Raw genomic sequence first — 13,731 nt, forward strand, 5'->3', positions numbered from 1 at the left:
TCATCGGGGAGGGGCAGGTCAGACGTTGCTCTGCAACAACTCAATGGTCGTTGAAAGACCCTTGAGAATTCCCTTGGAGTATCGATCAATAACGAAACCGACGTTTTTCTCGTTGTAGTTGATGTAAGAGCCGCGGATAAACTCCCATTTCGACGATACGTCTTCCATCACATCTTTCAGTTCCGCGCCCGATTCGCCCCGCATGACGGTCGCAAGCAGTTGGTCGAACTCCCGAGCCTGCTCGTCGAGCGGCTTTTCAGTGGCGGAGCCCTGGAAGGTCTGTGAGACGGATGAATTGGTACGAACCGAGTATTTGGCCATCATCTGGGCCATTTTGACCGCGGCTGATCGGGCGGCTTCGATTCGGGGGCTGGTTTCCGTCTGACCACTTTCCTGGGCAACCTGGTAGAGATCGGTCGCCATGTTGTTCATGGTCAGTGCCTGGTTGGCCATGTCGGACACAAGGCGGAGATCCGGGTAGCCGGTCTTGCGAACGTCGTTGATGTTGCTGCGCATCAGGCTCTTGAACTTGTCAAACTCCTGGTTCAATCCTTCGATCTGTTCGGCCGACAATACGCCCGTGGTGCTTCCGATGATCGTGTTCATGGCGTCATTGGCGGAATTAATGCCGAGCACAATCTCGTTCAGTGTCTCGGTGTCGCCGCTGGCGCTGAATCGGTAGTAAGCGTCGAGCGCCATGTAGTTGTTGACGCGGAATTCGTGCAAGTCCGAGAGAAATCCGCCGGCAGTTTCCTGGGCTTTGACACCCAGCGACGTGAAGGCGAGCAGTACCAGGGCAGCTACCAGGGAGCGAACCCGCAGGCGAGTGTCTTTCATCGGATGGATCTCCGTAATGCTGTTTTATTATTGTGGACCAAAGTCGTAGCTCGAAGTTAAAGTAAGTTCGACGGCCAATCAAGCGGTTTTGGCCGCCTAGCGGGCGACAACTGTAAACAAGTATGAAATTTAAGAGATTGGATTCGTCAATCGTCTCAGCGGTCTTTCGTACGCCTGTGAAAAAGCAGAAAAGTAGTGAATTCATTCCCGGCGTTGCCCGAGGCGCAGTGACTTTTCTGCCTCCCCAACAAGAAACAAATTGACAAACGTCCGTTTTTTTTTCATCGTGTGCCCTCACGATTCAAACGACTGTATGAATTTTGGATCGAATGATCGGGCAGTGACCGAAATCTCGCTGCACAAACAGCCATTGCGATCACCGGGTTGAGGGATGGTCGGGTGGCTGGAAGCAGTTCCAAACACAGACTGGAGATCAGTTGATGATTTACGAAGGTAAAGCCATCACGGTTAAAGAGATCGAAGGCGGGATCGCTCAGTTGAACTTTGACTTGCAGGGCGAGTCAGTGAACAAGTTCAACCGTCTCACTATCGAAGAGCTGGGTGCCGCTACTGACGCAATCAAAGCGCAGAAGAACCTCAAGGGTCTGGTAGTTACCAGTTCCAAGGACAGCTTTATTGTTGGCGCCGACATTACCGAATTCACCGAGCTGTTTGCCGGCTCGGAAGAGGATCTGGTAGCCAACAACCTCAAGGCCAACGAAGTGTTCAATGCGGTTGAGGACCTTCCGTTCCCGACCGTGACCGCCATTAATGGCATGGCGCTGGGTGGTGGTTTTGAAATGTGCCTGGCCACCGATTACCGCGTCATGGACAAGAAAGCGAAGGTCGGGCTGCCGGAAGTCAAGCTGGGTATCTTCCCCGGCTTCGGCGGTACTGTACGTCTGTCTCGTCTGGTGGGTGTGGATAACGCCGTTGAGTGGATCAGCGGTGGCACCGAGAACCGGGCTGACGCGGCACTGAAAGTCGGTGCTGTCGACGCGGTTGTCGAATCCGACAAGCTGGTAGAGGCTGCCGTTGGCATCATCAATCAGTGCAACGACGGCAAGCTGGACAACCAGGCCCGTCGGGAAGAAAAGAAAGGCAAGATCAAGCTCAATGCCATGGAAAGCATGATGGCGTTCGAGATCTCCAAGGCGTTCGTTGCCGGCAAGGCTGGCAAGAACTACCCGGCTCCGGTTGAGGCCATCAAGGTCATGCAGAAGCATGCTGGCATGACCCGCGACAAGGCGATTGAAGTTGAAGCCAAGGGCTTTGCCAAGATGGCGAAGACCAACGTTGCTGCCTGTCTGGTTGGTCTGTTCCTGAATGACCAGGAGCTCAAGAAGAAAGCCAAGGCCTGGGAAAAAGAAGCCAACGAGGTCAATCTGGCCGCGGTACTGGGCGCTGGCATCATGGGTGGCGGTGTCGCCTTCCAGTCGGCTCTCAAGGGCACGCCGATCATCATGAAAGACATCAACCAGGACGGCATCAAGCTGGGCCTGGATGAGGCCAAGAAGCTCCTCGCCAAGCGTGTGTCCAAGGGCAAGATGGACGCCAGCAAGATGGCGGACGTGCTGAACAGCATTACGCCCACGCTGAACTACGGCGACTTCAAGAACGTTGACCTGGTAGTAGAGGCGGTTGTTGAGAACCCGAAGGTGAAGGACGCGGTTCTGCGCGAGACCGAAGATGCGGTTCGTGAAGACGCCATCCTGACCTCCAACACGTCCACGATTTCCATTGATCTGTTGGCCAAGAACCTGAAGCGCCCGGAAAACTTCTGTGGCATGCATTTCTTCAACCCGGTACACATGATGCCCCTGGTTGAGGTTATCCGTGGCAAGAAGACCAGTGATCGCGCTATCGCGACCACGGTTGCTTACGCCAAGGCCATGGGCAAGACGCCGATCGTCGTCAACGACTGCCCGGGCTTCCTGGTCAACCGCGTTCTGTTCCCGTACTTCGGCGGCTTTGCCGGCCTGGTTCGCGACGGTGCTGACTTCCAGAAAGTCGACAAGGTAATGGAAAAGTTTGGTTGGCCGATGGGCCCCGCGTACCTGCTGGACGTGGTCGGCATGGACACCGCCAAACACGCCAACGAAGTGATGGCCGAAGGTTTCCCGGATCGCATGAAGGACGAGAACAAGTCCGCCATTGATGTGATGTTCGAGAACAAGCGCTACGGCCAGAAGAACGACAAGGGTTTCTACAAGTACGAAACCGATAAGAAGGGCAAGCCCAAGAAGGTTGTAGACGAAGAAACCTACAAGCTGATTGAGCCTGTTGTTCAGGGTAAGAAGGACTTTGATGAAGAAGACATCATTGCCCGGATGATGATCCCGCTGTGCCTCGAGACCGTTCGTTGCCTGGAAGACGGCATCGTTGAGGATCCGGCCGACGCGGATATGGGTCTGATCTTCGGTATCGGCTTCCCGCCGTTCCGTGGTGGCGCCCTGCGCTATATCGACGACATGGGTGTAGACAAGTTCGTCGAGCTGGCAGACAAGTACGCAGATCTTGGTCCTCTTTATCACCCGACCGAGAAGCTGCGTGAAATGGCCAAGACTGGCAAAAAGTTCTTTGGCTAACCCTGAACGAGATTTCCGAACGGAGAAAGATCTATGAGCCTTAATCCGAGAGACGTTGTCGTCGTCGATTGCGTGCGGACTCCGATGGGTCGTGCCAAGAATGGTTGCTTCCGTAACGTGCGCGCAGAGACTCTGTCCGCTGCGCTGATCGAAGCACTGTTCGAGCGCAACCCGAAGCTCGACCCGAAAGAAGTTGAAGATGTGATCTGGGGCTGTGTAAACCAGACCAAGGAGCAGGGCTTTAACGTGGCCCGGCAGATTTCCCTGCTGACCCGTATCCCTCACGAGTCTGCAGCCCAGACCGTCAACCGCCTGTGTGGATCGGCCATGTCAGCGATCCATACCGCTGCCCAGGCTATCCAGACTGGCAACGGTGATATGTTCCTGGTGGGTGGTGTTGAGCACATGGGGCACGTACCCATGACCGAAGGCTTCGACCACAACCCGGCGGCCTCCAAGTACTCTGCCAAGGCATCCAACATGATGGGCCTGACCGCAGAAATGCTTGCCAAGATGCACGGCATTACCCGTGAGCAGCAGGACGAGTTCGGCGCTCGCTCCCATCGCCTGGCCCATGAAGCCACCGTTGAAGGCCGCTTCAAGAACGAAATCGTGCCCATTGAGGGTCACGACGAGAACGGCTTCAAGGTGCTGATTGAGCAGGACGAAACCATTCGTCCGGAAACCACCGCTGAGTCGCTCAGCCAACTGCGCCCCGCCTTCGATCCGAAGAACGGCACAGTGACGGCGGGTACTTCCTCGCAGCTGACTGATGGCGCTGCCGCGATGGTTCTGATGTCTGCAGAGCGTGCCGAGGCCCTCGGCCTGAAGCCGATTGCCAAGATTCGCAGCATGGCGGTGGCCGGTTGTGATCCCGCAATCATGGGTTACGGCCCGGTTCCAGCAACCAAGAAGGCGCTCAAGCGCGCAGGCCTGAAAGTCGAAGATATCGACTTCTGGGAACTCAACGAAGCCTTCGCCGGTCAATCGCTGCCGGTCCTCAAGGACCTGAAGCTGCTGGGTGTTATGGAAGAGAAAGTGAACCTGAACGGCGGCGCGATCGCCCTCGGCCACCCGCTGGGCTGTTCCGGTGCACGTATCTCCACAACCCTGCTGAACGTAATGCAGGCCAAAGGCGGTAAGCTTGGTGTTTCCACCATGTGTATCGGTCTGGGCCAGGGCATTGCGACCGTTTGGGAGCGCCTCTGATTCTCGGATGAGAATTGGTAGCGCTCTCCCAGAAGGCCCGGCTGCACGCCGGGCCTTTCTGTTTCCGGTGGGCCAACGGCCGTTCCGGGTATATAAAAAAGCAGGGCAGAAACCAAAGAATGGGTTGTCTTGCTATTCTTGACCCTGTAAAACAGTGAGCCTATACAGAATGGCGGCGTGTGTTTGTTTTCTAGCCGACTGTTTTTACAGCGAGTTTACGGTTTGCTGATTTATTGACCGATTTATCGCCAAGGATACAGATCTCCGATATGGGTAAAAGTCTCGTAATTGTCGAGTCACCAGCGAAAGCGAAGACCATCAACAAATACCTCGGCTCTGACTTCATTGTGAAGTCCAGCGTAGGGCACATCCGTGATCTTCCCGTCAGCGGCAGCGGGTCCCAAAGCGATCCGAAAGAGCGCGCAAGGCAAGCGGCGCTTACCCGCAAGATGAATCCGGAAGAGAAGGCCGCCCATAAGAAACGCAAGGCCCGGGAGCAGTTGGTAGCGCGGATGGGGGTTGATCCGGACAAGAACTGGGACGCGCGGTACGAGATCCTTCCTGGCAAGGAAAAGGTCGTCAGCGAACTCAAGCGGCTGGCGAAGTCCGCGGATCATATCTATCTCGCAACGGATTTGGACCGCGAGGGGGAGGCCATTGCCTGGCACCTCCAGCAAACCATTGGCGGCGAGCCTGAGAAGTACCGTCGAGTGGTGTTCAACGAGATCACCAAGCGGGCTATTCAGGAAGCGTTCAATGATCCCGGCGCGCTCGACAACAACCGGGTGAATGCGCAGCAGGCGCGTCGATTCCTTGATCGCGTCGTTGGCTATATGGTCTCTCCATTGCTCTGGGCCAAAATTGCCCGGGGTCTGTCTGCAGGCCGGGTTCAGTCTGTTGCGGTGCGGCTCATTGTTGAGCGCGAACGCGAGATCCGGAAGTTTGTACCGGAGGAATTCTGGCAACTGCATGCCAATCTGGCGTCGGCGCAGGCGGAGCAGCCCGTACGGTTCGAGGTTACCCGTCATGCGGACAAGCCCTACCGTCCGGTCAACGAAAAGCAGAGCAACGAGCACGTGGAGCGCCTTAAAAGCGGCAGCTTCAGAGTCGCCAAGCGCGAGGACAAGCCCACCAGGTCCAGGCCTTCGGCTCCGTTTATTACCTCGACGCTGCAACAGGCGGCCAGTAACCGCATGGGGTTCAGCGTCAAGAAGACCATGATGCTGGCGCAGCGTCTGTACGAAGCTGGCTTCATCACCTACATGCGTACCGACTCCACGAATCTGAGTCAGGACGCCATTGCCGGTTGCCGGGATTACATCAACAAGCAGTTCGGCGAACGTTACCTGCCGGAAAAGCCGCGGGTTTACGGCAGCAAGGAAGGCGCTCAGGAGGCTCACGAGGCCATCCGTCCGACGGAAGTTAGCCGCCGGCCTTCGGATATCAGCGGGCTTGAGAAAGACGCTGAGAAGCTCTATGACTTGATCTGGCGGCAGTTCATCGCCTGCCAGATGTCGGATGCCGAGTTCCTGAGCACCTCAATTGTGGTCGCCAACGGCGATTACGAACTGAGAACTCGTGGCCGGATCATCAAGTTCGACGGTTTCCTGAAAGCCGCTCCTCAGGCGGCGAAGAAAGACGAAGACGTGGCGCTCCCTGATATTCAGGTGGACGAAGTGCTCGATCTCAAGAAGCTGGATCCGAGCCAGCATTTCACCAAGCCGGCTCCACGCTACACGGAGGCAAGCCTGGTGAAGGAGCTTGAAAAACAGGGAATTGGGCGACCGTCCACCTATGCCTCGATCATCTCCACCATTCAGGATCGCGGCTACGTCAGGCTTCAGAATCGTCGCTTCTACGCTGAGAAAATGGGTGAGATTGTCACCGAGCGTCTGACCGAGTCGTTCCCGAACCTGATGGATTTTGATTTCACCGCCAAGATGGAAGATGAGCTGGATGAGATCGCCGAGGGGGATGTGGAATGGAAGAAAGTCCTCAACGATTTCTACGGCCGGTTCCGTCAGCAACTCGAGACCGCCGAGGGCTCGGAAGGCGACGGCATGCGTGCCAACACGCCGACGGAAACCGATATTCCATGTCCGACCTGTGGCCGGAACATGCAGATACGCGTGGCCAGCACCGGTGTCTTCCTGGGCTGCTCGGGCTATTCGCTGCCGCCCAAGGAGCGATGCAAGACCACGATCAACCTGGTTTCGGGTGATGAAGTTGTCAGTGCCGATGACGACGTGGAAGGTGAAGGCGAGACCCGGCTCTTGCGCAAGAAACGTCGTTGTTCCAAATGTGGCACGGCGATGGACAGCTATTTGATTGATGAAACCCGGAAGCTGCATGTCTGTGGTAACAATCCGGACTGCTCGGGCTATGAGGTCGAGCAGGGCACATTCCGGATCAAGGGTTATGACGGGCCTACGCTTGAGTGCGACAAATGCGGTTCCGAGATGCAACTCAAGACCGGCCGCTTCGGCAAGTATTTCGGGTGTACCAACACCGAGTGCAAGAATACCCGCAAGCTGTTGAAGAATGGCGAGCCGGCACCGCCCAAAATGGACCCGGTACCGATGCCGGAGCTGCAATGCCAGAAGGTGGATGACACCTATGTGCTGCGCGACGGTGCCTCCGGTTTGTTCCTGGCGGCCAGCAAATTCCCGAAGAATCGGGAGACTCGTCCGCCGCTGGTGAAAGAGATCAAGCCGCATCGCAAGGAAATCGATCCGAAATACGACTTCCTCATGGAGGCGCCCGAGGCAGATCCTGAGGGTAATCCGACGGTCATACGGTACAGCCGCAAAACCAAGGAGCAGTACGTCATGTCGGAAAAAGAGGGCAAGGCGACAGGCTGGTCGGCGTGGTACGTTAACGGCAAGTGGCAGCCGAAAGAAAAATAAGATCGACCGGTTGTACAAAAAAAGGGGGCTTTTGCCCCCTTTTTCGTTACATTTATCGGAATTTGCGCAATCGTTGAATCAGCGAGGAGGTGTCCCAGCGGCGCCCACCCATTTCCTGGACATCGCCGTAGAACTGATCCACGAGTGCCGTCACGGGTAGGGAGGCCTTGACCTTGCGGGCCTCCTCCAGGCAAATGCCGAGATCCTTGCGCATCCAGTCAACGGCGAAGCCATGGTCGAACTCACCGTTGATCATGGTGCCCGAGCGGTTTTCCATCTGCCAGGATTGGGCCGCGCCTTTCGAGATCACATCCACGACTTTGGCAACGTCCAGTTGGGCTTGCTCGGCAAAATGCAGGGCTTCCGAAAGGCCTTGAACGAGGCCGGCAATGGCTATCTGATTGACCATTTTGGTTTTCTGGCCGCTGCCGGCAGGACCGAGCAGATTAACAGCGCGGGCGTAATGATCCATCAGTGGCCGGGCTTTGGCAAAGTCGGATTCCGAGCCGCCGCACATGACGGTCAGCTTGCCATTCTCCGCTCCCTGCTGTCCCCCTGACACCGGCGCGTCAATGAATCCCTGATTTCTGCCAGCTGCGCCAGCGGCCAGTCGTTCTGCAATACCCGCCGATGCTGTCGTGTGATCGACTAGGATGGCGCCCTCCGGGGCGTTGCTGATGATGCCCTCGTCGCCTTCAAAGACTTCGATCAGGTCCTTGTCTGCGCCGACACAGGTCATGACAAAGTCTGCGTCTTTCACCGCCTCGGCAATCGACTTGCAGGCCTCACCAGGGTAATCCTTGGCCCATTGCTCAGCCTTGGCGTGTGTCCGATTCCATACTCTGACGTTAATCCCGGCGTTCGCCAGGTGTCCGGCCATCGGGTAACCCATAACCCCGAGGCCAATAAAAGTTGCCGTAGTCATAGTCCGCTCCTGAAGTCGTGATTCGGTTCTTGTGATCAGAAGTTATCACAGTCGCGTTGTCTGCTTTGGTAGAACTTTAGTGTAGGGGATGGCACAAAAAAAAGGCCGCTGATTTCAGCGGCCTTTTCCGATTGCTCCAATGAGCAGGTACCGGGCTTACTTCTTCGGGTAGTCCCGAGCGTCGGACCCAGTGTAGAGCTGGCGCGGACGGCCGATACGGTAGTTGCCGCTGACCATCTCGTTCCAGTGGGAGAACCAGCCAATGGTGCGGGACAGGGCAAAAATGACGGTGAACATCGACGTCGGGATGCCGATCGCCTTGAGGATCAGGCCGGAATAGAAGTCTACGTTCGGGTACAGTTTGCGCTGTACGAAGTACTCGTCTTCCAGGGCGATTTTTTCAAGGCGCTGGGCGATTTTCAGGAGCGGATCGTTTTCCAGGCCAAGCTCAGTCAGAACCTCGTGCGCAGTTTCGGCCATGACCTTCGCGCGCGGGTCGAAATTCTTGTAAACCCTGTGGCCGAAGCCCATCAGGCGGAACGGGTCGTCCTTGTCCTTGGCTTTGGCGATGAACTTCTCGATGTTTGATTCGTCGCCGATCTCCGCGAGCATGTCCAGAACGGCTTCGTTTGCGCCACCGTGCGCGGGGCCCCAGAGTGCTGCAATGCCGGATGCAATGCAGGCGTACGGATTGGCGCCGGTAGAGCCTGCCAGGCGGACCGTTGACGTCGAGGCGTTCTGCTCGTGGTCAGCGTGAAGGATAAAGATCTTGTCCATGGCTTTGGCCAGGACCGGGTTAGGCTTATATTCCTCGCAGGGAACGCCAAACATCATCTGAAGGAAGTTTTCAGAGTAAGACAGGTCGTTCCGCGGATACATGAACGGCTGGCCAATGCTGTATTTGTAACACCACGCAGCGATGGTCGGCATCTTCGCAATCAGGCGATGCGCAGTGATGTCCCGCTGGTGCTCGCTGGTGACGTCCATCTGATCGTGATAGAAGGCAGACAGGGCGCCGACCACGCCGCACATGATCGCCATCGGATGGGCGTCGCGACGGAAACCGTGGAAGAAGTTCCGCATCTGGTCATGCAGCATGGTGTGGTTCTTGATGGTGTCGTGGAACCGCTTGTTTTCTTCCGCCGTCGGCAGTTCGCCCTTCAGCAGCAGGTAGCAGACTTCGAGGTAGTCCGAATGCTCTGCAAGCTGTTCAATGGGGTAGCCCCGGTGCAGGAGAACGCCGTTTGCACCATCGATGTAAGTAATGGCAGATTCGCAGGCTGCAGTGGATACGAACCCTGGGTCATAAGTAAAAACGCCTTCCTGGACCAGGCCTCGTACGTCGATAACGTCAGGGCCGACGGTGCCGGAATATACAGGTAACTCAATGGACTTATCACCCACCGAGAGCGTGGCTTTCCTGTCGGTCATGGTGCTCTCCTATATGTCAGCTTGTCAGCTTTATCTGCATTTATAGATGCGCTAGAAGGCGCGTATTATCGCAAAACTGGCGGCAAAATATAGGGCGTTGGCTTTTTTTGTCAATGGAAGAGTCCGGAAAAGGCAGTTTTTGGCAGTGCCTGTAAATCAGTGATATCCCGAATAACCGCCGAGCCAAGGGCGAATAGCTTTTGTCAATAGTCCATATAGCTGCGTTAAGCCCCTGAATTCCGTGGTTCGAGCCACGTTGCGCGTTTGTAATTGCCGGGGGTACTCCTTATAATCCGTAGCCCGGAATCGGGGTTATGCCTTGCTCTAGCGCCACTGGCTGCCGGCATTCAAGGGTATGATCCGTCCTCCTGAGCCAATCGTGTGCCGGTCTCGTATCAGCACGCTGATCCTTACATACCAACTATCCGCAGCCGGTCGACCGGTATCGTGGAATCAAGAGAGAGTGTGAGAGCGCTGTGAATAGCAAACGACCAGTAAATCTCGATCTCGGCAAGTTTCATTTTCCGCTGCCAGCCATTACGTCCATCCTGCATCGCATCAGCGGCATCATCATTTTCGTTGGTGTTGCGTTCATGCTGTACGGACTTCAGCTTTCCCTGTCCGGGGAAGCCGGCTTCAGTCGTGTCAATGAACTGCTGGACAGCTTCCTTGCCAAGCTGATTATCTGGGGCATCTTGTCTGCTCTGCTGTACCACCTGGTTGCAGGTATCAAGCACCTGCTCATGGATATGGGCATCGGTGAAGAGCTGGAAAGCGGTCGCCTCGCCGCGAAGATCACGATTGTGGTTTCCGTCATTCTCATCGTTCTGGCAGGAGTCTGGGTATGGTAAACAGCGTCACGAATCTGGGTCGCAGCGGCGTATTTGATTGGCTGATCCAGCGGGTAACCGCCTACGTACTTGCTTTGTATACAATTTTTTTACTCGGGTTCATGGTGACTTCCGATGTCAATTATGAGTCCTGGTCAGCTCTGTTCGGTCAGACCTGGTTCCGTATCTTTACCCTGATGGCGCTGCTGTCTATTGGTGCGCATGCCTGGGTGGGCCTTTGGACCGTAACAACGGACTACATCAAGGCCATGGGTCCCAGGTTTATCGTGCAGGCGGCATGCGGTTTGACCATGTTCGTCTATGTCGTCTGGGGTATTCAGATTCTTTGGGGGCTTTAATCGATGGCTAACATCAAGACCATGTCTTATGACGCGATTGTTATCGGTGGTGGCGGTGCCGGTATGCGTGCCGCCCTGCAGTTGACCGAATCCGGCGTCAACACTGCTTGTATTACAAAGGTTTTTCCGACTCGTTCCCATACCGTGTCTGCGCAGGGTGGTATCACCTGTGCGATCGCCAGTGCGGATCCGAACGACGACTGGCGCTGGCACATGTACGACACCGTCAAGGGGTCTGATTACATTGGCGACCAGGATGCGATCGAGTATATGTGTTCGGTCGGCCCTCAGGCCGTCTTCGAGCTCGAGCACATGGGGCTGCCATTCTCCCGGACGGAGCAGGGGCGCATCTATCAGCGGCCTTTCGGCGGGCAGTCCAAGGGGCCGGATAATCCGACCCAGGCAGCCCGGACCTGTGCTGCAGCCGACCGGACTGGTCACGCGTTGCTCCATACCCTCTATCAGGCAAACCTCAAGGGCGGCACAACCTTCCTGAACGAGTGGTATGCGGTCGATCTGGTCAAGAACGGCAAGGACGAAGTCGTTGGCGTTGTGGCGATTGAAATTGAAACCGGTGAGGTTGCCTATATCAAGTGTAAGGCTACCGTGCTGGCAACCGGCGGTGCTGGCCGTATTTATGCCTCCACCACCAATGCCCTGATCAATACGGGTGACGGCATCGGAATGGCCCTTCGGGCCGGTTTCCCGATGCAGGACATGGAGATGTGGCAGTTCCATCCCACTGGTATCCATGGCGCCGGTACACTGGTAACAGAGGGCTGCCGGGGTGAGGGTGGATACCTGATCAACTCCGAGGGCGAGCGCTTCATGGAGCGGTACGCTCCGAACGCCAAGGATCTGGCCGGTCGGGATGTTGTGGCCCGGTCCATGGTTATCGAGATCCTGGAAGGTCGCGGTTGCGGTCCTGACAAGGATCACGTCCTGTTGAAGCTGGATCACCTTGGCGAGGAGACTCTGAACCTGCGTTTGCCGGGTATCTGCGAGCTGTCTCGCACCTTCGCTCACGTGGACCCGGTGAAAGAGCCGATTCCGGTGGTTCCGACCTGCCACTACATGATGGGCGGTATTCCAACCAACGTGGGTGGCCAGGCGCTGACCCAGGACGAGAATGGAAATGACAAGCCGATTCCGGGGCTGTTTGCCTGTGGTGAGGCGGCCTGTGTGTCTGTGCATGGCGCCAACCGTCTTGGTGGTAACTCACTGCTCGACCTGGTGGTATTCGGCCGTGCGGCGGGTCTGCACATCGAAGAGCAGCTGCGAGGCGGATTTGAAGTCGATGATGCAAGTGAAGAGGACATCAAGCGTGCGATGGCGCGTCTGGATCGTCTGAACAGCGCTTCCGAGGGCGAGAGCGTGGCCGAGGTCCGTAAGGATCTTCAGAACTGCATGCAGCTGTACTTCGGTGTATTCCGGGACGGTGATAGCATGGAAGAAGGCCTCAAAAAGCTGGAAGCCATTGGTGAGCGTGTTCGCAACACCAGGCTGGCTGACACCAGTAGTGCGTTCAACACAGCGCGCATCGAGGCCCTCGAACTGGACAACCTCTATGAAGTCGCCCTGGCGACCGCCATTTCCGCATACGAGCGCAAGGAAAGCCGAGGTGCGCACGCCCGTAACGACTTCACTGAGCGTGATGACGAAAACTGGCTGAAGCACTCTCTTTATTTCCCGCTGGACAAACGTGTTGGCAAGCGTGATGTGAACTTCGCGCCCAAAACCGTCGAGACCTTCCAGCCGAAGATCCGGACTTACTAAGGGGGACGCAGACAATGTTGGTAAGCCTTTATCGTTATAACCCGGAAACGGATAACGCCCCTTACATGCAGGACGTGGACGTTGAGCTTCCGGCGGGTAAGGACCTGATGGTTCTGGACGTTCTGAACCTGATGAAGGAAAAGGATCCGTCCGTTGCCTATCGTCGCTCCTGCCGAGAAGGTGTTTGTGGCTCTGATGGCATGAACATGAACGGCAAGAACGGTCTGGCCTGTATCACTCCGGTGTCGCAGGTGGTCAAGGGAAACAAGCTGGTTCTGCGCCCGCTGCCAGGTCTGCCGGTTATCCGGGATCTGGTGGTGGATATGAGCCTGTTCTACCAGCAGTATGAGAAAGTCATGCCTTACCTGGTGAACAACAAGCCAGCGCCGGCGATCGAGCGCCTGCAATCACCGGAAGATCGGGAGAAGCTGGACGGCCTGTACGAGTGCATTCTCTGTGCCTGCTGCTCCACGTCCTGCCCGTCATTCTGGTGGAATCCAGACAAGTTCATCGGCCCTGCGGGCCTGCTGCAGGCCTACCGTTTCCTCGCTGACAGCCGGGATACCGCCCAGGCTGAGCGTCTTGCAAATCTGGATGATCCTTTCAGCGTCTTCCGCTGCAGGGGGATCATGAATTGCGTTAGCGTTTGTCCGAAAGGCCTGAACCCCACAAGGGCAATCGGCCATATCCGCAATCTCCTGCTGCAACGGGCTACATAAACAGCAGGTTTCTGCGAAGACGCTATACTGTTCTGACCAGGTTAGGCACCCCGAAGGCCCTGCAACGGCGCAGGGCCTTCAACCAAAGGCTTATATTCAAAAGTCTTACCCGGGTGCACACTACGCATGCCGTGACGGGAGCTTAAAAGGT

10 protein-coding genes are annotated in these 13,731 nt (G+C 56.4%); 7 read left to right on the forward strand and 3 right to left on the reverse strand.

Features of this window, described 5'->3' with window-relative positions:
• Positions 1–18: 18 nt before the first annotated feature.
• Positions 19–837, reverse strand: coding sequence for a hypothetical protein (locus tag KXD86_RS00860; RefSeq protein ID WP_218634207.1), 819 nt, complete (start codon positions 835–837; stop codon positions 19–21).
• A 440-nt stretch (positions 838–1,277) separates the two neighbouring features.
• Between KXD86_RS00860 and fadB the strand changes: the two genes are divergently transcribed.
• The 3 genes from fadB to topA all read left to right on the forward strand — a co-directional run bounded on the left by fadB (position 1,278) and on the right by topA (position 7,540).
• Positions 1,278–3,425 carry a fatty acid oxidation complex subunit alpha FadB gene (gene fadB, locus KXD86_RS00865; protein ID WP_218634208.1) on the forward strand — a complete coding sequence of 716 codons (2,148 nt, stop codon included), beginning with the start codon at positions 1,278–1,280 and terminating at the stop codon, positions 3,423–3,425.
• Between the two features lie 33 nt (positions 3,426–3,458).
• A complete protein-coding gene (gene fadA, locus KXD86_RS00870; protein WP_218634209.1) occupies positions 3,459–4,634 on the forward strand; it encodes an acetyl-CoA C-acyltransferase FadA in 1,176 nt (391 codons plus the stop codon).
• Between the two features lie 269 nt (positions 4,635–4,903).
• A complete protein-coding gene (gene topA / locus KXD86_RS00875; protein ID WP_218634210.1) occupies positions 4,904–7,540 on the forward strand; it encodes a type I DNA topoisomerase in 2,637 nt (878 codons plus the stop codon).
• A 52-nt stretch (positions 7,541–7,592) separates the two neighbouring features.
• Here topA and KXD86_RS00880 read toward each other — a convergent pair whose 3' ends face one another.
• Both KXD86_RS00880 and gltA read right to left on the reverse strand, forming a co-directional pair.
• Complete coding sequence (locus KXD86_RS00880) at positions 7,593–8,501, reverse strand: NAD(P)-dependent oxidoreductase (protein WP_312846296.1); 909 nt, start codon at positions 8,499–8,501, stop codon at positions 7,593–7,595.
• 120 nt (positions 8,502–8,621) lie between these two features.
• Positions 8,622–9,896, reverse strand: coding sequence for a citrate synthase (gene gltA, locus KXD86_RS00885; protein WP_218634212.1), 1,275 nt, complete (start codon positions 9,894–9,896; stop codon positions 8,622–8,624).
• Positions 9,897–10,372: 476 nt separating this feature from the next.
• Between gltA and sdhC the strand changes: the two genes are divergently transcribed.
• Genes sdhC through KXD86_RS00905 form a run of 4 tightly spaced genes read left to right on the forward strand, consistent with a single transcriptional unit; the run spans position 10,373 to position 13,580 of the window.
• A complete protein-coding gene (gene sdhC / locus KXD86_RS00890) occupies positions 10,373–10,747 on the forward strand; it encodes a succinate dehydrogenase, cytochrome b556 subunit (protein WP_218634213.1) in 375 nt (124 codons plus the stop codon).
• Positions 10,741–11,085: a succinate dehydrogenase, hydrophobic membrane anchor protein gene (gene sdhD / locus KXD86_RS00895; RefSeq protein ID WP_218634214.1), complete on the forward strand. Its 345-nt coding sequence runs from the start codon at positions 10,741–10,743 to the stop codon at positions 11,083–11,085. The genes sdhC and sdhD overlap by 7 nt, the downstream gene beginning before the upstream one ends.
• 3 nt (positions 11,086–11,088) lie before the next feature.
• A complete protein-coding gene (sdhA, locus tag KXD86_RS00900) occupies positions 11,089–12,861 on the forward strand; it encodes a succinate dehydrogenase flavoprotein subunit (RefSeq protein ID WP_218634215.1) in 1,773 nt (590 codons plus the stop codon).
• Between the two features lie 14 nt (positions 12,862–12,875).
• Positions 12,876–13,580, forward strand: a complete 705-nt coding sequence (locus tag KXD86_RS00905; protein ID WP_218634216.1) for a succinate dehydrogenase iron-sulfur subunit — start codon at positions 12,876–12,878, stop codon at positions 13,578–13,580.
• Positions 13,581–13,731: the final 151 nt, after the last annotated feature.

Source organism: Marinobacter arenosus (genome assembly GCF_019264345.1).
Classification (GTDB): Bacteria; Pseudomonadota; Gammaproteobacteria; order Pseudomonadales; family Oleiphilaceae; genus Marinobacter; species Marinobacter arenosus.